The organism is Pandoraea sp. NPDC087047, assembly GCF_044745225.1.
Taxonomy (GTDB): domain Bacteria; phylum Pseudomonadota; class Gammaproteobacteria; order Burkholderiales; family Burkholderiaceae; genus Pandoraea.
Genome location: NZ_JBIUZU010000005.1, coordinates 120,436 through 146,141, shown reverse-complemented (window position 1 = coordinate 146,141; position 25,706 = coordinate 120,436). Strand labels below are relative to the sequence as shown.

General features: G+C 63.2%; 18 protein-coding genes and 3 tRNA genes. 8 read left to right on the top strand and 13 right to left on the bottom strand.

The annotated features are described in order from the left end of the window. Positions 1 to 34: 34 nt before the first annotated feature. The 5 genes from ACIPHM_RS10910 to ACIPHM_RS10890 all read right to left on the bottom strand — a co-directional run bounded on the left by ACIPHM_RS10910 (position 35) and on the right by ACIPHM_RS10890 (position 4,923). Positions 35 to 424 (bottom strand): hypothetical protein, encoded by a 390-nt coding sequence (locus ACIPHM_RS10910; protein ID WP_400327704.1) that lies wholly within the window; start codon positions 422 to 424, stop codon positions 35 to 37. A 372-nt stretch (positions 425 to 796) separates the two neighbouring features. After that, complete coding sequence (locus ACIPHM_RS10905; RefSeq protein WP_400328239.1) at positions 797 to 1,696, bottom strand: ABC transporter permease; 900 nt, start codon at positions 1,694 to 1,696, stop codon at positions 797 to 799. A 53-nt stretch (positions 1,697 to 1,749) separates the two neighbouring features. Beyond that, the gene (locus ACIPHM_RS10900; protein ID WP_400328237.1) at positions 1,750 to 2,610 is read right to left on the bottom strand and encodes an ABC transporter permease; all 861 of its coding nucleotides are present in this window, start codon (positions 2,608 to 2,610) and stop codon (positions 1,750 to 1,752) included. Between the two features lie 32 nt (positions 2,611 to 2,642). Next, positions 2,643 to 3,737 carry an ABC transporter ATP-binding protein gene (locus ACIPHM_RS10895; protein ID WP_400327702.1) on the bottom strand — a complete coding sequence of 365 codons (1,095 nt, stop codon included), beginning with the start codon at positions 3,735 to 3,737 and terminating at the stop codon, positions 2,643 to 2,645. Positions 3,738 to 3,747: 10 nt separating this feature from the next. After that, positions 3,748 to 4,923, bottom strand: a complete 1,176-nt coding sequence (locus tag ACIPHM_RS10890; protein WP_400327700.1) for an ABC transporter substrate-binding protein — start codon at positions 4,921 to 4,923, stop codon at positions 3,748 to 3,750. Between the two features lie 319 nt (positions 4,924 to 5,242). Between ACIPHM_RS10890 and ACIPHM_RS10885 the strand changes: the two genes are divergently transcribed. The 3 genes from ACIPHM_RS10885 to ACIPHM_RS10875 all read left to right on the top strand — a co-directional run bounded on the left by ACIPHM_RS10885 (position 5,243) and on the right by ACIPHM_RS10875 (position 8,811). Next, positions 5,243 to 6,517 (top strand): glucarate dehydratase family protein, encoded by a 1,275-nt coding sequence (locus ACIPHM_RS10885; protein WP_400327698.1) that lies wholly within the window; start codon positions 5,243 to 5,245, stop codon positions 6,515 to 6,517. A 135-nt stretch (positions 6,518 to 6,652) separates the two neighbouring features. Beyond that, a complete protein-coding gene (locus ACIPHM_RS10880) occupies positions 6,653 to 7,828 on the top strand; it encodes a porin (protein WP_400327696.1) in 1,176 nt (391 codons plus the stop codon). Positions 7,829 to 8,064: 236 nt separating this feature from the next. Further along, positions 8,065 to 8,811 carry a FadR/GntR family transcriptional regulator gene (locus tag ACIPHM_RS10875; RefSeq protein ID WP_400327695.1) on the top strand — a complete coding sequence of 249 codons (747 nt, stop codon included), beginning with the start codon at positions 8,065 to 8,067 and terminating at the stop codon, positions 8,809 to 8,811. A 134-nt stretch (positions 8,812 to 8,945) separates the two neighbouring features. On the opposite strand, the gene ACIPHM_RS10870 is transcribed toward ACIPHM_RS10875, so the two are convergent. After that, the gene (locus tag ACIPHM_RS10870; RefSeq protein ID WP_400327694.1) at positions 8,946 to 9,608 is read right to left on the bottom strand and encodes an MSMEG_1061 family FMN-dependent PPOX-type flavoprotein; all 663 of its coding nucleotides are present in this window, start codon (positions 9,606 to 9,608) and stop codon (positions 8,946 to 8,948) included. 91 nt (positions 9,609 to 9,699) lie between these two features. Between ACIPHM_RS10870 and ACIPHM_RS10865 the strand changes: the two genes are divergently transcribed. Continuing rightward, the gene (locus ACIPHM_RS10865; protein ID WP_400327692.1) at positions 9,700 to 10,560 is read left to right on the top strand and encodes an AraC family transcriptional regulator; all 861 of its coding nucleotides are present in this window, start codon (positions 9,700 to 9,702) and stop codon (positions 10,558 to 10,560) included. Between the two features lie 66 nt (positions 10,561 to 10,626). Continuing rightward, entirely contained in the window at positions 10,627 to 11,586 is a 960-nt protein-coding gene (locus ACIPHM_RS10860; RefSeq protein WP_400327690.1) for an alpha/beta hydrolase family protein, read from the top strand. A gap of 23 nt (positions 11,587 to 11,609) precedes the next feature. On the opposite strand, the gene ACIPHM_RS10855 is transcribed toward ACIPHM_RS10860, so the two are convergent. Then, entirely contained in the window at positions 11,610 to 12,014 is a 405-nt protein-coding gene (locus tag ACIPHM_RS10855) for a VOC family protein (RefSeq protein WP_400327688.1), read from the bottom strand. 198 nt (positions 12,015 to 12,212) lie between these two features. Further along, positions 12,213 to 13,175 (bottom strand): GlxA family transcriptional regulator, encoded by a 963-nt coding sequence (locus tag ACIPHM_RS10850; protein WP_400327686.1) that lies wholly within the window; start codon positions 13,173 to 13,175, stop codon positions 12,213 to 12,215. A 100-nt stretch (positions 13,176 to 13,275) separates the two neighbouring features. On the opposite strand from ACIPHM_RS10850, the gene ACIPHM_RS10845 reads away from it, so the two are divergent. After that, entirely contained in the window at positions 13,276 to 13,701 is a 426-nt protein-coding gene (locus ACIPHM_RS10845; RefSeq protein ID WP_400327684.1) for an MAPEG family protein, read from the top strand. Positions 13,702 to 13,735: 34 nt separating this feature from the next. Continuing rightward, positions 13,736 to 14,461, top strand: a complete 726-nt coding sequence (locus ACIPHM_RS10840) for a GNAT family N-acetyltransferase (RefSeq protein ID WP_400327682.1) — start codon at positions 13,736 to 13,738, stop codon at positions 14,459 to 14,461. A 45-nt stretch (positions 14,462 to 14,506) separates the two neighbouring features. Here ACIPHM_RS10840 and ACIPHM_RS10835 read toward each other — a convergent pair whose 3' ends face one another. From ACIPHM_RS10835 to pgsA, 5 genes are all read right to left on the bottom strand, one after another. After that, positions 14,507 to 22,765: an SDR family NAD(P)-dependent oxidoreductase gene (locus tag ACIPHM_RS10835; RefSeq protein ID WP_400327680.1), complete on the bottom strand. Its 8,259-nt coding sequence runs from the start codon at positions 22,763 to 22,765 to the stop codon at positions 14,507 to 14,509. 315 nt (positions 22,766 to 23,080) lie between these two features. Further along, positions 23,081 to 23,154 (bottom strand) — tRNA-Cys (locus ACIPHM_RS10830). Between the two features lie 116 nt (positions 23,155 to 23,270). Next, positions 23,271 to 23,346 (bottom strand) — tRNA-Gly (locus ACIPHM_RS10825). A gap of 49 nt (positions 23,347 to 23,395) precedes the next feature. After that, positions 23,396 to 23,471: transfer RNA gene (locus ACIPHM_RS10820), tRNA-Gly, on the bottom strand. Positions 23,472 to 23,649: 178 nt separating this feature from the next. Next, positions 23,650 to 24,243: a CDP-diacylglycerol--glycerol-3-phosphate 3-phosphatidyltransferase gene (gene pgsA, locus ACIPHM_RS10815; RefSeq protein WP_400327678.1), complete on the bottom strand. Its 594-nt coding sequence runs from the start codon at positions 24,241 to 24,243 to the stop codon at positions 23,650 to 23,652. Positions 24,244 to 24,419: 176 nt separating this feature from the next. Between pgsA and kch the strand changes: the two genes are divergently transcribed. Beyond that, complete coding sequence (gene kch / locus ACIPHM_RS10810) at positions 24,420 to 25,670, top strand: voltage-gated potassium channel protein (RefSeq protein ID WP_400327676.1); 1,251 nt, start codon at positions 24,420 to 24,422, stop codon at positions 25,668 to 25,670. The last annotated feature ends 36 nt before the right edge of the window (positions 25,671 to 25,706 follow it).

Genomic DNA, 25,706 nt, shown 5'->3' with positions numbered 1-25,706 from the left:
CTCTCGCTCCCGTCAGGCTTGAACGCGGGGGCGCTCAGGGCTTGACAACGTGCCACATATTCTTGAAGCCATCCCCATTCTTATCGCCCGCTGCGGCGTCCTTCGAGTACAGGTACAGCGGCTTGCCCTTGTAAGCCCACTGCTTCATGCCGTCGTCGCGCGTGACGATCGAATAGTCGCCTTCGGCTTTCGCGCCCCCGTCGGCCATGACCGGCGGCCAGGCTTCGGCGCAGGGGCCGTTACAGGCGCTCTTGCCGTTGGCCTCATCTTTGTCGAACGTATAGACGGTGCGGCTCTGAGCGTCGACCAGCATGCCGTTCGCGGCCTTGAGCGGGGCTTGCGCGTGGGCGGCGGCAGCCGCGAACAGACCCGCGGCAGCCACGAGGCTGGTGAGGACAGCGGACATCGATTGACGTTGGTTCATGACGTTGGCTCCTGAGTGAATTGTCGTTGTCGACACCTTCTGAACGTCTGGCGCCGACCCTTTATTCCACACCCATTTATCGATATTTTTTGCTGCAACGCAGCACCCTCCCTCTCCGGCCGAGCGTCAGTCGGCGCCGCACAACGCAAGCTCAAGCCCCCAGACTCAACGCATCGTTGATCCCTAAACGCGCGCAGCAGGCGGAATAATCGCCGTCCCCATAGCGTTTGCCCTGAGGGCAATGCGCGTGCCGGGCAGATGGGGGCGATGGGGGCTGTGCGCGCCGCTAGTGCCATCGAACCGAAACTGGCTGCCAGGTAGCCGGCGATTGCCTGAACTGACTCAGGCAATCGCCGGCACGCCCGACCATCGTCACTCGCCCTTCGGCGCTTCCTTGACGCGGCTGACAAGCTGCGTCGGGCTCACGAATTGCAGGGCGATGAGCACCCAGAGCAGCGTGATGGCCATATAGATCATGGCCATCGCGTCGATGGACTGCGGGGCCCTCACCCCCGTCGAGAACACGGCGTAGTAGAGCGCCACGACGAGCGTCTGCGTGTCGGGGCCGGCGGTGAAGAACGTCAGCTCGAACATGCCGATGGTGCGCACGAGCACCAGCAACCCCGCCGCGAGAATGCCCGGCACCAGCAACGGCAGCAACACGTGACGGAAGTACTTCAGCGTGTTCGCCCCGAAGATGCGCGCCGCCGCTTCGAGATTCGGGTCGATCTGCTCGATGAACGGCGTCATCACCAGAATCACGAACGGCAGTGACGGCACGAGGTTCGCGAGAATCACGCCCGCTAGCGTGCCGCCCAACCCGATCTTGTAGAGCACCGTCGCCATCGGAATGCCGTACGTGACCGGCGGCACCATCAGCGGTAGCAGGAACACCAGCATCGCGAGCTTCTTGCCGGGGAACTGCGCCCGGGCAAGCGCATATGCCGCAGGCACCCCGAGCGCAATCGACAGCAGCACGACCGCGCCCACGACTTCGACCGTCACCCACAGCACATCGGCGAGCTGAAAGTCGCGCCAGGCCTGTGCGTACCAATGCAGCGTGAAGCCCTCGGGCAGCGGCGTGCCGAACCAGCGCGTGGCGAACGAATTCATCGTGACGGTGGCGATCATCAGCCCCACGTTCACGAGGAAAAAGATCATCGTGCCCCAGACCAGTACGCGCCAGAGGCGCGAGCCGGGCCCCTCGTGTCGCATCTTGCGTCGTGTCGCGGGTGCAGCCACCGGCGGGCTCACAGGCGCGGGCGTCGTCATGAAATCTCCGTTCTGCACGGCCAGCGTTCCGGCCGGATTCTTGTCTGTCACGCTCATCCCTTGCCCCCCGTGGTCGGACCGCTATAAAACGCTCGGCGCGCGCCGAGCATGCCCGCCACGATCAGCAACTGGACAAAACCCATCACGATGGCCACGCACGACGCGAGCGAATAGTCATAGCTCTCGAAGGCCGCCTCGTACGCCGCAATCGACACCACACGCGTGGCCCCCGCGGGCACACCGAGCAGCACCGCCGAAGGAAACACCGAGAACGCCTGCACGAACGACAGGCACGCGGCCATCGTCAGCCCCGGCACCAGCAACGGCAAATAGATCAGACGGAATTGCTGCCACGGACCGGCGCCGAGCGTGCCCGCTGCGCGCGCGAGCGTCGGATCGATCCCGGTAACGTACGACAGGATCAGCAGGAACGCGAACGGAAAGCCCGAGATCACCAGCGAGATCAGCACGCCCCAGTAGTTGTGCGTGAGACGCACCTCGTCGCGATAAAGACCCAGCGCATGCAACGCCTGCGGAAACCAGCCGTTCGGCCCGTAGTACGTCAGCATGCCGTCGGCGATCAGCACCGTGCCGAGCGTGACGGGCACCACGAGCAGCATCGTCACGAACTTCGACGCCCGCGTGCTTTTGCGCAACGCGAACGCCGCGGGGATCGACGCACCCACGTTAATCAGCGTCGCGGGCACCGCGAGCTTGAGCGTGATGAGCACTGTCGGCCACAGCGTGGGCTCGGTGAAGAACTTCAGATAGTTCGCGAAGAGGCCCCCGCCTTCCATCGGCTGGAACGACAGGAACAGGCCGTACGCGAACGGATACACGAACATCGCGATCAGGCAGACGAGCGCCGGCGCAACGAGCCAGCTACGTCCGTCGAAGCGTGCGGCAGGCGTCATGGATGCAGACGTCGATACAGAAGCGGCGGCACTCATGCGTGCTCCCCGGCGTAGACGAGCGTACGTTCGGCCGGCACGCGCAGCGGCACGCGTTCGCCTACGGCGTAGTCGCCCGGCAAACGCGCATAGAGCTGGCCGAACGGCGAGGCCACGCGCAGCAGCGAATCGCGGCCGCCGTATTCCACCGTCTCCACGACCGCTTCGAACGCATTGCTGTTCGCCGCCGCCGCGCGCTCGAAATCGTCCGGACGAATCGCCACGCTGACCTTGCCTTCGACCTTGCCGCCGGCGGCCGGCGGCTCCATGAGCACACCGTCGAACGACGCGCTGCCGCACGACACGCGCGCGTGCTCGCCCTGTGCCGACGTGATCGACACGTCGAGCACGTTGCGATAGCCCATGAAACGCGCCACGTGCAGATTGCGCGGACGCCCATACACATCGCGCGGCGCCCCGATCTGCTGCACCACGCCCTCTTTCATCACCACGATACGGTCGGCCATCGACAGCGCTTCGTCCTGATCGTGCGTGACGTAAATCGTGGCGCGGTCGAGCTTGCCGTGAATGCGACGAATTTCGGCACGCATCTCGATCCGCAGCTTCGCGTCGAGGTTCGAGAGCGGCTCGTCCATCAACACCACCGGCGGCTCGATCACGATGGCGCGCGCAATGGCGACACGCTGCTGCTGGCCGCCGGACAGTTGCCCCGGCAACTTGCGCTCGTGCCCCACGAGTTGCACGAGTTGCAGCGCCTCGCGGGCACGCTTCTCGATCTCGGCGCGCGGCACGCCGCGCATCCGAAGACCGAAGCCCACGTTCTCGAGCACGCTCATGTGCGGAAACAGCGCGTAGTTCTGGAAGACCATGCCGAAGCCGCGCTTCTCGCTAGGCAGCACGTCGATGCGTTCATCGTCGAGCCAGATCGCGCCGCCGGTGAGCGGCGTGAGTCCGGCAATGCAGTTGAGCGCCGTCGATTTACCGCATCCCGACGGCCCCAGCAGCGCGATGAATTCACCCCGCTCGATGCTCAGGTCCAGGCCGTTCAGAGCGGCCACGGACTGACCTTCCGCGTTGGTGAAGCTGCGCGCAACGTTCTCGAGGCGCAGTTGCTGAAAGTTGTGCTTCATGACGAAACCCTTATTTCGACTTCTGCGAACCGATCTCGGTATCCCATTTCTGGAACGCGGCCACCATCGCGGTCGCATCGAGCGGCACGGCGTGCGGGAAATCGGCAATGAGCTTGGCGTATTCCGGACGGCCGTACTTCGCGATCGTTTCCTGGCTCTTCGCCGGCGCCGCGGACAGCGGCACGTCCTTCACGGCGGGGCCGGGATAGAAGTAGCCGTCGTCATACGTGAGCGCCTGCTGGGCCGGCTCCAGCATGAAGTTGATGAGCTTGACGATCACGTCCATCTTCTCTTTCGGCACGCCCTTGGGCACGACCATGTAATGCGCGTCGTTGACCCACGTGAACTTGTCGAACGCCTGCACCTTGAAGCTCGCGGGCACGATACCGAGCGCGCGCGGGTTGATGTCCCAGCCCGTGACGGTCACCGTCATGTCGCGGCTGCCTTCACCCAGTTCCTTCATCACCGCCGACGTGCCGCCCGGGTAGTACGGAATGCATGTGTCGAGCGCCTTCAGGAAGGCCCACGTCTTGTCCCAGCCCTTGATCGGATCGTGCGGGTCTTTGTCGCCCAGCAGATACGGCAGGCCCATGAGGAACGTGCGGCCGGGGCCGGAGTTGGCCGGACGCGCGTAAATCAGCTTGCCCGGATTCGCCTTGCACCAGGCGAGCAGTTCGGCGGGCGTCTTCGGCGGGTTGCCGACCTTCGCCGGGTTGTATTCCACAAGCGGCCCTGCCGGCATGAACGTGACGGTCAGGCCATAGCCCTTCGAGAGTTCCTGCATCGCACGAACGTTGGGCGGGTATTTGTCGAGCACGCCCGGCAGCTTCGCGCTGTAGTCGGGCAGCAGACGTTGCCAGAGGTTTTGCTGGATACCGGCGGCAAGCGCGTCGGTGCCGGTCAGCACGATATCGATGTCGGAGCGTCCGGCGGCCTGCATGGCCTTGATTTTGCCCGGCAGTTGCGGGGCGGGCGCGTTGGTGAAGGTGATTTTGGAGACGAGATCCGGGTACTTGTCGCGGAAAGCCTCGAAGCCCTTTTGCGTGAGCGCGAGATTGCCCGCCACATCCACGACATTGAGCGCGACGGGTGCCGCGGTTGCCGTGTTTGCGATGCTCCCCACTACGGCGGCACATGCCAGGCGCCCGAGCGTGCGTTGCCAGAATCCCCTATGGCTGAAGGCCATGCTGTCTCCTTTTGGTTAAATTTCTCGTAAGTCATCATATGACTGAGGTTGCGAATTTGCAATCGGGAGACACGCCAAAACACCTCAGAGGTTTCCCTAGGAAATCGAAATATCCTTGTTTATACGGCATTTTCAAGCCGATTTCGTCAGGACACCGACCATTCCGTCAGGGATTTCACCGATAGAGATACGCCCTAAGCGTCACCTAAATTACGCCCAGTCATACGATGACGTAAAAGTGACATATACGGCGAGACTGCCGACGCAGATCACGCCGCCACCCACGCCTGCCCCTGGTGGAGACCGAGGAAAAGTTGCCGTGAAAATCCAGCGCATCACGATCACCCCGATTGCTTTCCGCGATCCGCCGTTGCTCAACGCCGCCGGCATTCACGAGCCGTATGCCTTGCGCTCGATCATCGAAATCGAGACCGATAACGGGCACGTCGGGTTGGGAGAGACGTATGGCGACGCACCGGTGCTGGCGTTGCTCGAAAGCGCTCGTCCGCATCTGATCGGCATGGACCCGTTCGATACCAACGGCCTGCGCGAGCGCGTGGCAGCGGTGGTGCGTCAGGGGGTTCGCGGCGAGCGCGTGGAATACGAACTCGCGCCGGGGACCGATCCGCGCAAGGACGCCGAGAAAATCTACTCGGCGTTCGAAGTCCCGTTTCTCGATTTGCAGGCACGGCATCTGGGCATTCCGCTCGTTGAATTGCTTGGCGGCGCAGTGCGCGAGGAGGTGCAGTACAGCGCGTATCTGTTCTTCACGTATGCGCAGCATATCGACGCACCGTATGCGCCGCACGCCTGGGGCGAGACTCTGAACGCCGGGCAACTCGTGGCGCAGGCGCGCCGGATGATCGACACCTACGGGTTCGGCAGCATCAAGCTCAAGGCCGGGGTGCTCGAACCGGCCGAAGAGGTGATGTGCCTCAAGGCGCTCAAACAAGCGTTCCCGGACAAACCGTTGCGCATCGATCCGAACGGCAATTGGTCGCTTGCCACGGCGATTGCCATGGGACGCGAGCTCGCGGGCGATCTCGAATACTACGAAGACCCCACGCCCACGCTCGAAGGCATGGCGGAACTGCATCGCGCGACGGGCATGCCGCTCGCGACCAACATGGTCGTCACCGACCTGCGGCAATTCCGCGAGAACGTGCGCGTGAACGGCGCGCAGATCATTCTCTCCGACCACCACTACTGGGGCGGATTGCGCGACACGCAACTGCTTGCGCGCATGTGCGAGACATTCGATCTCGGCCTGTCGATGCACTCCAACTCTCATCTCGGCATCAGCCTGATGGCGATGACGCATCTGGCCGCGAGCGTGCCGCGACTGTCGTACGCCTGCGACACGCATTACCCATGGCAGGAAGCCGACGAGGAGGTCGTGCGCGGCGGCAAGATCGCCATTCGCAACGGCGCCGTCGCCGTCACGCGGGCCCCGGGGCTCGGCCTCGAAATCGATCCGGATCAGTTGGCGAAGCTCCACGAGCAGTACCTGCGCTGCGGATTGCGCACGCGCAACGACGCCGTACAGATGCGTAAATACCGGCCCGAATGGAGCGGCAAGGCACCGCGCTTCTGATGCTCGCCGCCGATCGACAGAACACCACAGCAACCCCTTGAGAAAGGCGTCACACCCGCACCAAATCAGCACCTCATCAGCACTAACCAGCGGTTAAAGCGAAGTCCAAGAAAACACATCACAAGAGGAGAAGTCGTGAGACATTCGAAACTGTTTGCCGGGCTTGTATTGGCCGGTCTCGCCGCCGGTGCCGTGCCGGCGTTCGCGCAATCGAACGTGACGCTGTACGGGATCGTCGACGATGCACTGACCTACAGCAGCAACCAGAACGGCAAGTCGAATACCTATTTGCGTAACGGCAACCTCGCGGGCAGCCGCTGGGGCCTGCGCGGCACGGAAGACCTTGGTGGGGGCACCAAGGCACTCTTCCAGTTGGAGAACGGCTTCGACGTCAACAGCGGCGCGCTCAGTTCGTCGGGTGTGATGTTCAACCGTCAGGCGTTCGTCGGTCTGAAGAACGATCAGGTCGGCACGGTCACCATCGGCCGTCAGTACTCGCCGTACTACCTGATGGTCGGCACCATCGGCCCGGTTGCTTACGTGACGGGCGCCACCGGCGCCCACCCGGGCGATATCGACGGTCTCGACACGACCATCCGCATCAACAACTCGGTGACATACACGTCTCCCGTGCTGTGGGGCGTGACGGCCAGCCTGCAATACGGCTTTGGCGGTCAGGCAGGTTCGATGGGCAAAGGCAACACGTTCTCCGGTGCATTGCGTTACGACGGAGGTCCGGTGTCGCTGGCGGCCGGTTACCTGCGCATGAACAACGTGGGCGGTGGCGGCACGACATGGAACGGGGCGTCCACCGGCACGCCGGGTACGTCTGCCGTCAACCAGGGCTACATCACCGCCGACTCGCTGCAACACATTGCCTTGGCCGGTATCTACACCATCGGCAGCGTGACGTTGGGCGCGAGCTACAGCAATGTGGAGTACAAACCGGGCGCAGCGTCGCTTTTCCACGACACGGCGGTGTTCAACACCGCGGGCGTGCATGCGTCGTGGATCGTGGCGCCGCAGTGGCGTCTGGCGGCCGCGTACAGCTACACGGCGGCTTCGAAGGCCAACGGCATCACCGACGCCGCAACGTACCACCAGATCTCGCTCGCGCAGGTGTATTCGCTCTCGAAGCGCACGTCGCTCTACGCGCTCGAAGCGTGGCAGCACGCCAACGGCAAGTCGATTTCGGCCAACGGCGTGAGCATCATCAACGCGGGCCCGGTGGTCGGCGATTCGCAGAACAGTACGCCGTCGGCCACGAGTTCGCAGTTCGTCGGCATGCTGGGGATTCGCGTCGATTTCTGACGCGCGCGCGTTGGGCGCAAAGCGGTCCGGGCCGACGCCGTGCGCGTGTCGGCCCAGACTGTCATGAGTGGTCGCGAGAAGTCGCACAAAGCTGTCTTTTCGGCTGCCGGTGCCCGATATTGACTGGGTTGAGGCACTGGCGGTCGATTCTTATCGGTTGTCGTATGTATGCGACGGTCGATAAGGTAAACTGGGGGCGTTTTTCCTCACCCACAATTCCAACCGACGCCATGTCCATGACCAGCCCGTTGCCCGCACGTCCTCGCCGCAAGTCTCGCAGCCTCACGGAGGAGGTGGTGAGCGCCTTGTCCGAGCAGATTCGCGCCGGCACGTTCCGCCCGGGCGACAAGCTACCGACCGAGTCGGCCATCATGGAAAGCCTGGGGGTGAGCCGCACGGTGGTTCGCGAGGCGATCTCGCGCCTGCAAGCTGCACAGCTCGTGGAAACGCGTCACGGCATCGGCACCTTCGTGCTCGAAGCGCCGCGCGAGAATGCGTTGCAGGTCGACACCAACAGCATTCTCACGATGCTCGACGTGATGGCGATTCTGGAGCTGCGTATCTCGCTGGAGACGGAAGCGGCGGGCCTCGCGGCGAATCGCCGCACCGACACGCAGCTCAAGGCGATGCGTCAGGCGCTGGACGACTTCGAGATGCACGTGCGCCAGCGCACCGGCAACGCCGTGACCGCAGACGTCGCCTTCCATCTGCAAGTGGCGAGCGCGACCGGCAACCGCTATTTCCACGACATCCTCGAACAACTCGGCAATACGATCATCCCGCGTACGCGCGTGAATTCCGCCGCACTGGCCGATGACGATCAGGTGACGTATCTGAACCGCGTGAACCGCGAGCACGAAGACATCTACAACGCCATCTCGCGACGCGACCCGGAAGCGGCGCGTGCCGCCATGCGCACGCACCTCACCAACAGCCGCGAGCGTCTGCGCCGCGCGCAGGAATCGGCCGGCACGCAAAACTGAGCGGGCGCGGATTGCCGCGATTGCTGGGTTGCTACGCCTGCCTTTCCTGCCCCTCCTGCCGCCCCTGAAGCGCTCGTCGTCCGCGTCGTTGGTCGCGCGAGCGCTGCATTCACTCCCGCCTCCCCCACGCCTCGTCAGTACAAGTCACCGCGTACCGCGCGGTAATACCCTGCGTCGATCTCGCTGACACGGGCTTTGTCCATGCCGGTCAGCGCCGCCTTCATGTCGCCGATCGACGGCACCGCCTTGCGATCGAGGTGTGATTCCGTGCGCCACAGCTTCGCGCGATTGATCGCCTTGCCGCAGTGAAAAAGCACTTCGTCGATGCTCACGACGATGACGGTTTTCGGCGTGCGCTCCCCCTCCTTGAACTGCGCGAGCAGCACGGGATCGACGGCAATCCGCGCGTGACCGTTAATGCGCATGAAGACCTCCAGCCCCGGAAACAGGAACAGCATCCCGATGCGGTCGTCCTCGTTCAGGTTGCGCAGCGACGCGATACGGTTGTTGCCCGGCCAGTCAGCGAACCCGACGGTTTTCTCGTCGAGTACCTTCACGAACCCCGGCTCGCCGCCACGCGGAGAGGCGTCAAGGCCCTGAGCGCCGCCCGTCGCCAGACAGAAGAACGTGGCGACATCGAGATACGCGACGTGAAACGACAACAGATGCGGCATCACGCCTTTGACGATCGTCTCCGACGGCGGGTCGTAGAGCTGGTCGAGGTTGACGTGGGCGCTGATGGCGTCGGGGGTGCCCGAGGCATCGGGCGAACCCGCGGGATAAATGGGCAGCGACATGGGAACGCTCCTTGAGAACAGGCGCCGAGCATATCGTGGCGTCTTCTGGCGCTGATAGACTATCGATGCCATTCAATAGCGAAATGACGCCATGAATTTTCCCGAGCACCTGAGACCGAAGATGGCGCGCGCGCAGCACATGGACGCGCAGGATCCGCCACTGATCGCGTTGGTCGGCCGCGAAAGCGGACCGCGCGTGTCGCAAACGCATCATCACGCGGCAGGGCAACTGCTCGGGCTGTTCAATGGTTTGCTCTCCATTCGCACCAACCTCGGGGCATGGGTCGTGCCGACGACGCGCGCCGTCTGGGTTCCCCCGCATTGCCCCCATGCCGCGTTTTCTCATGGGCCGTTCAACGGCTGGGCGGTGTACGTGCGTCCGGACAAATGTGCCGGGCTGCCCGAGCAGCCACGCGCCATCGAAGTCTCCGGGCTGCTGCGCGAGGCGGTGGTGAGGGCGGCGCAGTGGGATCTGGGCGAGCCAAATCGGGTGCAGACGAACGTCATGAACGTGATTCTCGACGAGATCGCCGGGAGTCCCGCCGACGCCTTTCGTCTGCCGATGCCGGGCGACGCCCGCTTGCGACGCATTGCCGCCGCGATCGTCGATGAGCCCGCCAACGCCCGTACCCTCGACGCCTGGGCCGCGTGGGCGAACACCGCGCCGCGCACCGTGAGCCGGCGCTTCGTCGAGGAGACGGGGTTGACGTTTACCGCGTGGCGCCAACGGGCGCGGCTGTTGCGCGGACTGGAACTGCTCGCGTCCGGACAAGCCGTCGGAACGGTCGCGCTCGATCTCGGTTACGACAATGCGAGTGCCTTTATCGCCCTGTTCAGGCGCACGTTCAACACCACGCCGGGACGTTACTTTGCGGCCGGTGCGCCCGAGGTCGCCGACGTCGGCGAAGACCTCGCAGATGGAATCGCGGCGCGCTATCCGTCGTTCGAATGAGTGTCGTAAAGACGTGCCGCGAAGTAGGATGAGCGTCGGCTCAATACGGGGACGACCGTCACATTTATGAAACGCTTCGCTGCACGCTCACCTTTGCGCTCCGGGTGGTTTTTCGCCCCGGTGCTGGCAACGCTCTTCGCCACGATGCCTGTCGCATTTGCGGCTACCGACGAACCGCCAGTGGCGTCCGCCCCAGCCGACCAGGCAGACCCTACAGACACAAAGCCGGAGATCGTCTCCATCGTCGTGCCGGGTGCCGACACCTTCGGCGGCGACATCGCCATGCACACGGAGGTCTACAAGCCGGCGGGCAGCGGCCCGTTCCCCGTGCTGATCTTCGAACACGGACGTGCCTCCGATGCCGTGACGCGCGCCAGGCTCGCGTCTCCGATCCTCAAGGGCCACGTGCGTTTCTGGCTGGCCAAAGGATTTGCCATCGTGGCGCCGGTTCGCGTCGGGTACGGCGCGACGGGCGGCCCCGATCGCGAGAACTCGGGCTCGTCGTTCAAGAACGGGCAATGCGTGCGTCGCCCCGACTTCACGAATCTCGCCAAGGTGACGGCTCAGGCGAATCTCGCCGCATTGAAGTGGGTACAGGCGCAGCCCTGGGCGGACAAGAATCGCGTCGTGCTCGAAGGACGTTCGGTCGGCGGCTTCACCACCGTGTCCACCGCGGCGACCAATCCGCCGGGCGTCGTTGGTTACATCAACTTCTCTGGCGGCGCAGGCGGCTCGCCCGAGCTCTCGCCGCAGCATAGTTGCGACCCCGAGCAGATGAAGACGGTCTACGCCGAGTTCGGCAAGACCACAAAGATCCCCGGTCTCTGGCTCTACGCGCATAACGACCAGTACTGGGGCCCCGACGTGCCGAAGCAATGGTTCGACGCGTTCGCCGCGTCGGGGAGTCCCGCGCGGTTCGTCCACACGGAAGACCTCCCCGGTCACGACGGCCACATGCTGCTCACCTACGGCGGCAAGATGTGGTCAGTGCCAGTCAACGAGTTCCTCAAGCAACTCGGGTTCTGAGCGTCAGCGCGCCAAACCCGCACTCACATCACGCGTTCGCCGACATCGATGCGATTACCATCGGGGTCGGCGAAGACAAAGCATCGGAGTCCGAAATCGGCATCGCGAATGCCTTTGACGATACGGACCTTGTTGGCGTCGAGATGCGCGTAGAGCGCCGCCGCGTCGGCCACCATCAGATGCGCGACGTTTTGTGTCGTGCCGCGATATTGCGGCGCGCGGGTCAGATGCAGTTCGGCGTCGTCTTTCTTCAGGATGACGAAGCCGGCCGGCGAGCCGTTCTCGAAGACTTTATCGAAGCCGAGGATGCCCACGTAGAACGCAAGCGATCGCTCGATATCGGCAACGCAGAGGGTTGGCGCGAGCCGGCCAAATCGTACTGAAGAGACGCAATCAACGGGATGAGGAATACGGTTGTGTGTATCCATGGACGCTCCTGATGCGACGTTCGCGATGCCCGTGAAGGCGGTGCTTCGGCGGGGGCAAACGTCCGTTGGCGGAGCGGTGTCCGCATGATGCGGTGAATGCTAGCACGGAAGATCGAAATACCGTCGGCAGACGGCGCATCGAATGTGCGAAACCGGTGAGCCATGACGTTGCCGACGGCGCCCGGCGGCCTGGCGGACTCAGTGTCCCTCGACGCGCAGTTCCTTGACGGTACGGCCGAGTTTGCGGCGCAGCAGGCTGCGTAGCGTGGAGGCATCGGCATAACCCACTTGCGCCGCAATCGTATCGAGATCGCACCCATTCGACAGGAGTTGACGCGCGCGCTGGATGCGCAGGTCCTGAAAGAACGCCAGCGGCGACTTGCCCAGTACCTGCTCGGTGCGACGTTGCAGTGTTCGCACATGCACGTGCAGCGCGTTCGCCGCGTCTTCCAACGAGAACCCTTGCGACAAGTGTTCGCGCGACCATCGTTCGAAGCGCTCAACGAGCGGATCGGCATGCGCGAGGAAGTCGGGAATGATGTACTCCGCCTGCGACGCGCGATGGTCGATCAGCAGGAAATTGGCCACGCGAGACGCGAGATCGGGACTCGTCTGGCGCACGAACCAGAGCGCAAGATCGAGATGGCCCATTGCCGCACCGGCCGTCACCAGCCCGTTGGACGTCACGATCATGCGCGAGTCGTCCAGCTTCACGGCGGGGTAGCGCTCGCGGAATAGCGGGGCGAGCGACCACGTGGTCGTCGCTGCCTCGCCATCGAGCAAACCGCTGTCCGCCAGCACGAACGTGCCGATACACGCGGCCGCGATGCCGATGCCCTGCGCACGCCACGCCCGCAAATGCGACTTGGCCGCCTCAACATCGCGACGCGCCAGTGCGGCAACGAGAACGTCCGGCATTTTGGCGTTGAGCGCGGGCACGATCACCCAGTCCGGGTGCTTGACGTCGCGCACCGGCGCGACCTGCATCGTCAAACCCAACGCCGTCCGCACGCGCGATTTCATGCCGACGACCGTGACCTGAAACGGCTCGGTGTCAGCGCCGCGCATCTTCGCAAGGTCGTTGGCCATACAGAACGTGTCGAGCATGGCGGTGACGCCGGTGTCGAAGACACCGTCGAGCGCGAGAACGCAAATTTTCATGTCGTAAATGATCTTAATATTGTCATTTACGACTATATTCCTGCCCGCGTCGTGCGTCTAGAATCGCCGCATATTCAACGACTCCCGGCGACCGGACATCATGAAGCTCACCTCCGAACTGTATGACCTCACGCTCGTGGCGGCGATGACTGCCGCGATGTGGATCCCTTACATCGTGGCTGCGATTGTGCTGCGCGGGCCAATGCGGGCGATGGCGAATCCGGTGCCGGAAAGCGCTTCGGCGACGTCGGGCATCGCAGCGCCTGCGTGGATGCAACGGGCCAAACGCGCGCATGCCAATGCCGTCGAGAATCTGGCGGTCTTTGCGCCGCTGGTGCTTGTGGCGGCCTTCGCGGGCATCTCCACCCCCGCCACGGTGTTCGCGGCGAAGCTGTACCTGATCGCGCGCATGGTGCATTACGTCGTCTATGTCGCCGGGATTCCGGTGGTGCGCACACTCGCCTTTCTTGTGGGCTTCGGGGCGACCGTCCCCTTCGTGACGGCGATTCTCGCGCACGCGAGGTGAGACGAACCATACTGATGAAATGACGGGAAATATCATGAACGCTCTGAATCGCCACCCTCTCGATAATCCAGCGTGGCACGCACTGACAACGCAACAGGAAACACTGGCACTCGGCGGCACATTGGCGCGGCGCTACCCCGTTGACGTCGCTCCGTTTGCCGGCGTCCGAAATAAGACGCAGGACGCGTTTCACGAACTCGCGACGCTGATTCCGGAAGGCGGGTTTGTTGTGATGCAAACCCTGGCGCCGCTACCGCCGATGGATGGAATTCACCACGACATTGTGTTTTCGGTGGTTCAGATGGTGGAGGCGAGCGAGGCGGGTGCAGTGAGTGCAGTGGATGCAGCAAATAGCGCGAACAGGATTGACGATGAAGGCATCGTGCGTCTCGCTGCCGGGGACGTGGCTGACATGGTTGCACTGACGCAGCGCACGCATCCGGGCCCGTTCGGCAAACGCACGATCGAGACGGGCAACTATCTCGGGCTACGCGTCGACGGCGAACTCGTCGCGATGGCCGGCGAGCGCATGCGTCTGGATGGCTACGCAGAAATCAGCGCGGTGTGCGTGGATGAGCGTCACCGCGGGAAAGGGCTCGCCGCACGGTTGATGACCCTTCTGCGCCAGCAGATCAAAGCACGCGGGCAGACGCCGTTTCTTCACGTGAAGGACGACAACGCCGCCGCCATCGCGCTTTACGAACGACTGGGGTTCGAGGCCCGGCAAACGTTCGTGATGCATCGCATTGCGCACGCGTGAGCGAAAGCGCGAACGTGAGCGTGAGCGTCAACCCTGCATGGCAGGCTATGCACTGACGAACGACCGGCAGGCGCTCAGCAGTTCGCGATGCAACACCTCCGGTAATGGCTTCGGTTGGATCACGATGCCCGCGGGAGTGCGATGCGTCCACACATAGCATGCCGAGCCGACGGCAAGTTTGGTCGGCCGACCGCCGCCCTCGATCAGATTGTGCTCGAAAAGCAGCTCGAACCCTTCGGTATGTAGCGCCTTGATGGCCATCACCACTTCGATCTTGTCGAAGGGCATCGCTTCATTCAGGTGATTCACGAACGCCGAGCAGCAATGGAATCCCTCCCGCGCCGCCGAAGGGTGCGGCAATCCGTTCGAGATGCTATGGATGTAGTGCTCGGCGGTAATGTCCTGCCAACGATAATAGTTCGCATAGTAGACATTCCCGACCAGATTGGCGCTGTTAAGCGACGTCTCGAATGTCTTTCTGAAAAGAATCGATTGGAGCACGGGAGTCCTCGGCGCACGATACAAATGAGGCGAACTCAGCACGGGGGGGGCGGCCTCGGCATCGGCGCTCCGATACGCTTGCGGGCGCTGATTGAACGCTTCAAGGCGCGGCCTTAACCAGTCGGCGTAATAGGCGGGAATGGGCGAGCGTGTGATTTCGCCATGCCCGACGATTCGCGTCCAGCTCGTCTGCATCTTTGCCCGCGCAATCAGTTGGCGGTTTCCTTGCGCATCGATCCGGTGCCATTCGAGCGACTGGTCAAGCACCGAGTCGTCGGGACCATATTGACGGGTGAACCAGAATCGCCCCTCGACGAGATCGGTGGTGTCCGCCCGGGCAATCGACTCGATGCTGGAACTGTTGGTCGCCGCGCCGTACGTCCCCGTATCGAAGTCGTCGAGCATCTGCCGTCCGAAGGCAGCCGCATGCTCTTCTCGAAGGCGTCCCATCCAGTCGGAGAGCGTGGAAGCACTCAAGGTCAGCACGGGCGGACATGAGTCTTTGAATGCCGCGCGAAACCGGAGCGTTGTGACATACGGCTCCGATGCCGGCTGCGAACCCGGTGTGTCGGGCAATGGGGTCGAGGGTACGGGCATGGTTGGCGTCCGGGAAGGCATTACGGATAGAGATGGGGATGGCGACGGGGACAGAGACTGTGACGGCGAGAAAGAAGCCGTCGAACCAGTCGGCATGCCGCCCGCACCCGCTGTGTCGGAGACGGTCGCGTCGCGTGTCTGACGCACGACGAACGCAAACATTTTTTCCGGATGCCGCGTCAGCTCGCACGGCAAGGTCAGGACAACGAGTTCCTGCCGGGCGCCCTCGGCGCGCGCGAGGAACATCGCCGCATCGCCCGAGCGCTGCATCGGCGTCAACGTGACACTGCGCTCGCCAAGCGACTTCATGCCGGCTTCGAGTGCGCACCACAAACGCGAGCCGGCCGCGTCGAGCGTGTCGCCATCACGCATCATCCGAGGCAACAGACTCGACAGATCGTTGCCCAGAATGCGACGCCATCCCAACTCGTCGCGCTCGGCAATCGTTTCGATATCGCTGCCCTGTGCCCCGGTGCCGCATACGCACAGACAGTGCGAGGCGTCGTGCGCCAGCGACACACCGAAGCGCTCGCCGAGTTCGCCGCGCAAGTGTGGCTTGCCGTTGTCGTTCCAGGCGATGTCGATGTCTGCCGACGTGACCGGCATGCTCTGCATGGCCAACGCCGACTCGACCACGGCGACGAACTGCGGCAGTTCTCCCGCGCGTCGCTGTGCACGCTCCTTGATCGCGAGATCGGGGGCGTAGCGCAAGGAGAGGCATGGCGGCAGGCAGCCGAGCGCATCGCACGCGCTTCGCACGGCACGGCTGAGCAACGCTTCGTCGCGACGGCTCGGGTCGACCCAGTCTTCCGGCGCTGGCCATTGATCGTCCCCCGATACGCGTTGAAGCCGGCAGCCGATCATCCGCTCGATAATCGTCCCGTCGGCGGCCAGTACCGTGATGTCGGACACCACGGTGTCTTCCGTGCCCGACACGACCTCGTTCTTGACGAAGAAAGTCCCGCTCACGCCGGCATGCGACGCATGACATTCGATACGCTCGACTGCGGCAAGCAGGAAATCGCCCTGTGTCGCGAGCATCGTCGTTTGCAACAGGCCGTCTCTGAAATAAGGATCGCCGGCGATAAGCCCGGACGGTTCGTGCGTCTGGTCCACCGCCTCGATCCGGGTAATCGAGCCCGACCACGCCATCGCATACAGCGTTTTGATTCGCTGGAACAGCGGCCCATGAAACAATTTCCGGCCATAGAGATCGCCCGGCGACAGATTGGCGAGCGGCTCGGTCGGCCACGTTAGTTGGGTGCGCGTCTCGTGCCACGCTTCGAAGACGACCGTGCATGAGAAATGGCTGGCGCGATAGCCCGTTTGCTCGGCGAGCATGGACACGTCGACCTGAATGCGCTCGGCATTCGTTTCTCTCGGACGCACCAGCGCCCGTATTTCGATGTTCGCACCCGCGCTGCGACTCACGATCAGCGGACGTTCCAGCCGGACATTTTCGAAGCGAAACCGTCGCGGCAACCCCACGCCCAGCGCCCCTTGTGCACACGCCGCCATCGCCTCGAGACCGAATACGGTGGGAAACAGATAGACCCCGTAATACCTGTGATCCTCCAGGTACGGATCGCGCTCCGTGGACAAGGTGGTCCGGCTGACCATCTCCACGCCCGGCTGATAGCGAACGACATCGTCGACGAAGCGGCTTGTCGTATCGGGCGGTGGCAGCATCGACTGCCAGGTCTCGACGCCGGCCAGGTCGCTCGTGACAATGATGCGCTTCGCCGGCGGCAAGCCCAGCACGAGGCCAAGGAAGTTCGCGACGCCCGCTTGCGGCGTAATCGTCTTCACCCCCATTTTCGAGAGGAACGCCTCACTGGTCAGGCGCGCCCCCATGCCGATGTCGGACCAGACGCTGTAGTTCACCGTCAGTGTCGAAACCTCGGGACGACGGGCACCGAGGTCTGCCAGCACCACGTCCATCGCCTGATTGGCGAATGCGTACCAGGCGTTGCCAGGCATGCCGGTCATACCGATGATCGACCCCAACCCCACCACAAGTTTGAGCGGTTGATCGCCCAGTGCCCGACTGAGCGCGAGTGCCGCCTTGAGCTTCGGACTGGCTTCGTCGATCGCCTGCTCGACGCTGACCTGCTCGGCCCGCCGCGGCACATTGGCCCCCGCGCCGTGAATCACACCGGTGATGGCGCCCAGCCGCCGCGTGATGCTCCGAATCAGGTCCGGCACGGTTTCGGGACGACATAGGTCGCAGGCAAAATACTCGGCGCGCAGCCTCTCCTTTTCGTAACGGGCCAGCGTGGCATGGACCTCGGCGGAGTCCGGGTCACTTCTTCCGACGAGGGCGATCTTGGCGTTCGTTTGCCGTGCGAATGCCAGCGCCAGTTCGGCCGTGATTCCCTTCGCGCCGCCCGTCGCCAGAACCACGTCGTCGTGCGACCAGGGCATCGGACGCGCCGGCAACAGATCGACGTCGACCACGCGCGGCGCCAGCGAGTACCGTTTGCCGGCAACATCATGAAAGGACAGGCGGTACTTCGCGAGATCCGAGGTACTTTCCAGCACGCGGCGCACGACGATGTCGTCCGGCGTGGCGCAGGCGAAGTCCAGAATATGGACGTTCAGGTCCAGGCGTTCCATGCGCAGACTCGCAGCAAATGCTTGCGCACACGACGTCTCCGGCGACATCGATGCCTCACCCGAGGTCACGCCGAACAACTCGCCAAGACCGAACTGCACGAACGTCACGCTCTGGCATCGGAGGCGCGCGAGTGTGGCCGCCGAACGGTGCAGAGGCCGCACGAGCGACGCGATGTATTCGCGATCCGCCGAGGGCGTGACGCGCGCGCGTCGCGGCAGTACGACGATGTAATGGTGCGCGCCATCGTCTTGCGCGAAGGGTGCCTGCCGATCGTCCTGATCGACGATGGCGTCGGCCCCCATCGACGTCAATGCGGCCACAATCTCCCGGTGTGTCGTATCGGCACGCTCGACCGGCCAGACACGGAAACGCTCACCGGCAATCCCCCCCGTATTCAAGGTCGATGGCATGGGCACGGGAACAAGCTCGAATGCGCGCACCCAATCGGGTGTCTCTGCATGCTGTGCATTGGCAGCCGGTGTGGGTGGCTGCTCGGTCACGTCCGCAGTGCGGCCCTGCGGCAGCGCCAATGGCACGGAAGCGCTCGTACTGCGCTCCTGTGGCTTTTCCACTGGCGTGGCGGCAATCGCACTGCGCTCCTGTGGCTTTTCGACTTGTGCGGAGACACTCGCGCTGCGCCCTTTCAACGCGCCTATCTGGGTGGCAATTTCACCCAATGTCGCATTCGAAAGCGTGGAGGGCTCGATCGCGCCCTCATTTCCTGTGCGTTGCATGATTTCACCAAGAATGGCGGCCACCTTGATGGAATCGAGATTGAGATCGTCAAGCATGCGCGACGTGGGAGACAGGTGCGCTTTGTCAAAGCCCGTCACGCGCGAAACCTCGTCAAACAGCATGTCGAGGACGTTCGACGTGTCTGCGGTTACGGTCGATTCGCCGCCCGCAACATTCATCATGCCCTCCGGCGAATTCGATACCTCCGCGGGAACACTCAATGCGCCCTCGGGAACGTTTGTCGCGCCCATCGCCCGGTCCATGGCGTGCGCGATCTCCCCGAGTGGCAGCGCAGACAACGCCGTCGCATCCAGCACACCTGGGGCAATGCCAACGGCTTCGCTCGCACGCGCAATGAGATCCGCGCTCTTGATCGAATCCAGGTTCAGATCGTCGAGCGGACGTGAGGTGCGCTCGATGGCCTCTTCCGAAAATCCCGTGATTTTCGCGCACAGGTGTCTGAGCACTGGCCACGCCGTCGCTGCTGCCGCTGCGGCTGTTGCGGTGGTTGCGGTCGTTGTTGTTGCGGTGGTTGTCATCGCTGCCATTGCGGGCATTGCTGTCGTCGTCGCTGGCGCTACGGTCGCTACCGTCGCGGTTGCTGTTGTCGTCGCGATCTGCGGGCGCGACGTTGGCTCCGCGACGACGGCATTGCCGCCAACACGTTCGACGCCCCCCGCCATCGTCCCTGCAACCACGTCAAGCGACGCTGTTCGCGGTTGCGCCAATCCGTGACTCGGTGCCGATGCCGGCATCGACGTTGGTGGTGCCATCGATGTCGAAGCAACGACATCGTCACCCGATGCTGCCGTCTCCGGTCTCGCCGAATTCCGCATGTCGGCTTTGATGACATCCACGAAGTAGTCGCTGCGTCGCTTGAGGTGCTCGAATAACTGATCGACCGCACCGAGGGAGACGTCGGCGGCGACCGGCGATTCGGACAGTCCCCTCGCGGTCTCTGCGGGTGAGACGACCGGCTTCGGGCGCTCGCACGGGTTGGTAATGAACGTCCGGTTGCGTGCGGGAACAAACGGCCGAATCACGCGCTCGGCGTGCAAGGCGCGCCACGCGACAGGGGTTCCCAGCGCGTGCAGGCTGGCCAGCGCCCAGTTGATATCCGTCCACGTTTCCGCTTTGCTCTCCACCGGAAAGCGGTGCAACGTACGCGTGGCGGAAACGTTCCCCGCCAGATTCGTGAGCACGCTTCCCGGGCCGACTTCCAGCACGACGTCAGCGTGTCTGGCCATGGAATCGAATGTCGTCACGAAATCGACGGGACGCACGATCTGATTCGCGAAATGGTCCCGTAACCCCACGCCCTGGGGAACCTCAAGACCCGTGGTACTCGATATCAAGACACATGAGAGGACACCGCACTCATTCGCCATCGGCGGATGCGCACGCAAGTCGTCGGCGGCCGATGCCACCAGTCTGGAGTGAAACGCGTTGCTGACGGGCAATCTCGTGCCCGCGATCCCCACCGACGTCGCGGCGCGTTTGATGGCGTCGATCGCATCGGGTTCGCCCGACACGACCACCTGACGGTCGCTGTTGATGTTGGCGATCACGACATAACCGGCCGATGCGTTTGCCCGGATGAGGTCCTGCGCCTGCGCGTGACTGCATGCGAGGCTGAGCATCTTTCCCGGACGGTCGGTTTTCGCCGCCATTTTTTGCCCCCGCACGGTGGCAAGTTCCATGGCAGCCTGCATGCCATACGCACCCGCGGCGTGAAACGCAACCAACTCCCCCAGGCTGTGGCCTGCAACGCACTCCGCCCGGATGCCCAGTCGCGTCAGCATCTGCAACCAAAGGAGAGACGCCAGAACGATGGACGGCTGCGCCCACTCGGTGGCTTGCAAGGTCTGCGCCAACTCGTCGCGATCCTGGCGATTGGGACGCCGGTCAAGATCGGGCAACATGGTGCCCAGCAATCCGGCAGCGCCGTGTTTCGCAGCCCATTGCTGCGCTTGCTCCGCAATGTCACGCGCCCACGGGTAGCGCTCGACCAACGTGCGCGCCATGCCCAACCGTTGCGCCCCCTGACCGGGAAACAGCATGCCGATGCGAGGTGGCTCGGCAGGGTTGCCGAATGCAAAACCGTGCTCGCGGTTCAGCACCTTGTCGCCGGCCGACGCGCGCGCCAGTGCGGCGTCGAGCAAATCCAGCCGCTGCGATAACTGATCGGGCGAGTCTGCGACGACGGCCGCTCGCCATGGTGCTGCCGCGTCGACGCCGTCGGCACGATGCGCGGCCAAATCGGCGAGTTCGGCCAGACTGATGCCGTCGGTGTCCTGCTTGAGGCGCGCGACGGTCTCCCGGAGTTCGGTCAGAGACGACGCCGCGAGCGGGAATATCTCGCTGTCCTGCCAACTCGCCATTGCGCTGCGAGGATCGCGATTGCCATGCAGCGAGGCGTCGGGAGGTGCGTCGGGAGACGTCAGCGTGACATGCACGTTGACGCCGCCAAACCCCATGGCTGAGACGCCGGCTCTCAGCGTATCGTTCGCATCGCGCGTACCGCCGCGTATCAACGGATACAACGCCCGGGCCTCGCCCGTAAATGCCTCATGCGGCTGCTCGCATCCCGCCGTGGGAGGCAGAACGCGCTGATTGACGGCGACCACGGTCTTGATCAACGCCCCGATGCCCGAAGCTGCCTTGGCATGGCCGATGATCGACTTGAACGACGTGACCCCGCAGCGATGATCCCCTTCGGATTCCGCCAGCGTCATACCGAGCGCGCGCAATTCGGCGCGGTCGCCCGCGGGCGTGGCGGTGCCGTGACCTTCCACGAAATCCAGTGCCTGCGGAGAAACACGGGCTTGCCGGTAAGCCATTGCATGGGAAAGGTGCTGCCCCTGTGCGTTGGGAGCGGTAATGCCGCCGTGCCCGTCGGACGACATGCCCCAGCCATCGAGTACCGCGTAGATCTTGTCCTGGTCCCGGATCGCGTCGTCCATGCGTTTCAGGCCGACAAAACCGCACCCTTCGCCCGGAATGAACCCGTTGCCGCGCACGTCGTAGACACGCATTTGCGTGGGCGTCAAAGCGCCCACCTTTGCGAATCCGATGAGCTCGAAGGGATCGAGACTGATGTCCACGCCCCCGGCGATCACGAAATCGCACTGACCGGCGACCAGACTCGAGGCCCCGGCGTGAATCGCCAGTAACGACGAACTGCACGCACCGTCGGTCGTGTAGCAGCCGCCGTTGAGGTTGAGATAGTTGGCGATGCGTCCCGGAATGGTGTTCGAGAGTCCACCCGCCAGGGAGTCTTCATTGGTCTGCGGAAATGGCGCCTTGTAGATCGATTCGAGATAGCGCTCGAAGGACGCAACGGCGTCGGCCTTCCATCCGGCAGCGGCTGTGGCTGCGCGTACGCACGACAGGACATAGGGCCAACGCAGACGCAAGTAGTTGGCGCGCGTGAATTCGCCCGTCAGGGAATTGCCGACGATCACTCGCGTGGTTTGTTTCGGCAGGCCTTCTGCGTTTGTGTATCCCGCGTCGTCGAGCATCTCGATGGCGGTGTCGAGCGCCAGCCAATGCGCAATGTCGGTCACCTCGAAGGCGCTTTTCGGAACGCGGCGCGCCTGCCAGTCGAATGCATACCCATCAAGCACGGCGAGTTGCCACGCATAGGTGCGATCCGGTACCTCCTGGTCGGCCGAATAATAGCCTTCGCGTGGAAGTCGGCATTCGGGAATCGAGCGGAACTGCTGGCGCTTGGCGAGAACGTTTTCCCACAACTCTTTGGGCCCATTTGCACCGGGATACCGGCATCCAATGCCAACAATCGCAATCCTCTCCCCAGAGGAAGCCCCATGTTCCCGATGATCGAGCCTGTTCATAATTCGTAACCCTAAATATATTACGGACTTCCTGGTGCCCCGTTTTTCTGCTAGTCCTATGGACTACGTGGTTTATTGAAGGAATATTAGGCGACATCCAATCACGCCGATGACGCGAATTTTCCCAATTGAATGGGATCGATGCGTGGCGCGACCGAATACGAAAGCAAGCCGAGGATCAAGCCGAACGCGACGGACGAGTGCGTCAGAAATGGGAGCGACGGAAGGCGAAACGGAGGGCGGAGAAGCCGGTGGAGAGAGGCAAAGGGGGGAAACGCAAAAGAAAAAGCCCTGACAAGTCAGGGCTTTTGAATTTGGAGGCGGGAGTCGGAATCGAACCGGCGTACACGGCTTTGCAGGCCGCTGCATGACCACTCTGCCATCCCGCCATCGGGATATGCTGCCGCATTGTAACCACTCGCTGTTGCCATCGAGGGCGCCCTTCGGATCGATCGCCGTGGGCTTTTCGGCAAATAAAAAGGGAAGCCAGGCTTCCCTCTGGATTTGGAGCGGGAGACGAGTCTCGAACTCGCGACCTCAACCTTGGCAAGGTTGCGCTCTACCAACTGAGCTACTCCCGCATGACACCGAACACCAAGGATCTACTCACTCAATGTCCAGTGTGAAAACTGGAGCGGGAGACGAGTCTCGAACTCGCGACCTCAACCTTGGCAAGGTTGCGCTCTACCAACTGAGCTACTCCCGCATTGTCATGCGTACTACCAATCCATCAACTTCTTAAAAACTTCGCTGCCGGGCTGACGCCGTAGCAGCGAGAAGGAGATTATGTCCAAACCCCGATTCAGTGTCAAGCACCTGCATCGAAAATTTGTGAAGTTTTTTCTCCTTCACTGCGCAAATCCCGCATCTTCAGGGACTTACGCTCACATCTGCGCGCCACCACGCTCCCGAATCTGCGGCCAAGCGCGGCGCAGATAGTACAACATCGACCACAGCGTGAGAACTGCCGCCACGTAAATCAGCCACGTTCCCCAGAATCGCGAGTCGAATCGCAACCCGTTCCACGCCACGGTGCCGTTGAACAGCAGCAGCGGAATCGCCACCATCTGCGCGGCCGTCTTGATCTTGCCCAACTGATGCACCGCCACGCTGCGCGACGCGCCAATCTGCGCCATCCACTCCCGCAACGCCGAAATCGTGATTTCCCGGCCGATGATGATCAACGCCACCAACGCATTGATCCGCCCCATTTGCAGCAACATCAGCAGCGCCGCCGCCACCATCAGCTTGTCGGCTACCGGGTCCAGAAACGCCCCGAATGCCGACGTCTGGTTCCAGCGACGCGCGAGAAACCCGTCAAACCAGTCCGTCAGCGCCGCCAGCACGAAAACCGCGCACGCCACCCAGTTCATCTCCACCGACGATAACCACGTCGGCGGTAGATAGTAGACGCCGACCACCAGCGGGATCAGCACGATCCGAAGCCAGGTCAGGAATATGGGGACATTAAAAGGCATGGCAGCATGAGTTCGGCAAACGGCAGTCGACACACGGCGCGCTCGGCAGCCGTACCAGACCCGCATTGTGCCGTGTCTGCCCCGCAGCGACAAGGCCGAGGCACCGCACGCCTGTTGACATGTGCGTCCGTGTGCCCCTATCTTGCTCGCAACATCCCGCCAATAGCGCCGATCTCGTGAAACTGCCCTGGCCCCTGTCCGCCCTGCGGCATCCTCGTCTGCGCACGCCAATCCGGCCAGTGCTGCCGCCTCATGTCGTCATCGCCGCCCTCGTGGGCATCGACGGCCTGCTGCTCGTCGCCTCCGTGCTCCTGCGTGTGCCCGGCGCCCTGCTCATCGACCTTTTCGTGCGCGGCGACCTCTCCGCGCTGGAACGCATCGAGGCCACGCACCTGCCGCGGCTGCTGTTCGGTCTGAACGCCATCGAGCGCATCGACTTCTCCCACCTGCCGCGCGCCCTCGTCGGCCTGTCGCTGGTGGCGCTCGCCTGCGGCCTTGTGATCCGGGCGCGCACCGCCTGGGCCTTCACGCTGGTCATGCTGACGCTGGCCGCCATTATCAATTTCCACCTGAACATACGCTTCGACCTGACGTTCGTCCTCTCGCTCGTCTGCTTCGGCCTGCTGCTCTGGTATTGGCGCGAGTTCGACCGCGCAAGTTTCGCCGCCGCCACACTCTACACGCTGGTGGCCGTCTTCGCCTTGATCGTCTATGCGACGTTCGGCACGATGTATCTCGGCCACGAGTTCAAGCCGAACGTGACGGATCTGGCCACGGCGTTCTACTTCGCCATCGTGACGATGACTACCGTCGGTTATGGCGATATCGTGCCCGTTTCCACCGACGCACGACTTTTCACGGCTTCGGTCATCATCTTCGGCATCAGCGTGTTCGCGACGTCGCTGACCGTCGTCATCGGCCCGCTCGTCGGGGGTAACCTCAAGAAAATTCTCGCGGGGAGATTCACTCACGTGATAAGAAAGAACCACTTCATCGTGGCCGGCGCATCGCCGCTCGCCATCAACGTCCATCATGAGCTCACCAAGCGCGGCTGGCCCGTGACGGTCATCATCGCAGGCGGCACGGACAATCCCTATCCGGAAGATGCGGACGTCATGCATGGCGACGCCAGCGACAATGCCGTGCTTACCCACGCCGGCATCGTGCACGCGAGGGCTGTGCTGGCACTGCGCGCGGACGACTCGGAAAACGCGTTTATCGTGCTCGCGGCGAAGGAAATCGCGCCCAAGGTGCGCACCATCGCGTCAGTCAACGACAGCAAGCATCTGAGCAAGCTCAAGCGCGTTCAGCCGGACATGATCTTCGCGCCGCCCGTCGTCGGCGGCGAACTCCTCGCGCGCACGCTCTCGGGTGAGACGGTCGACAACGAGACGGTCATGCGGCTGCTGTTTCACGGCGATACGTGAGACGCTGAATGAGTAAGTGAGTAAGTGAGTGAGTGA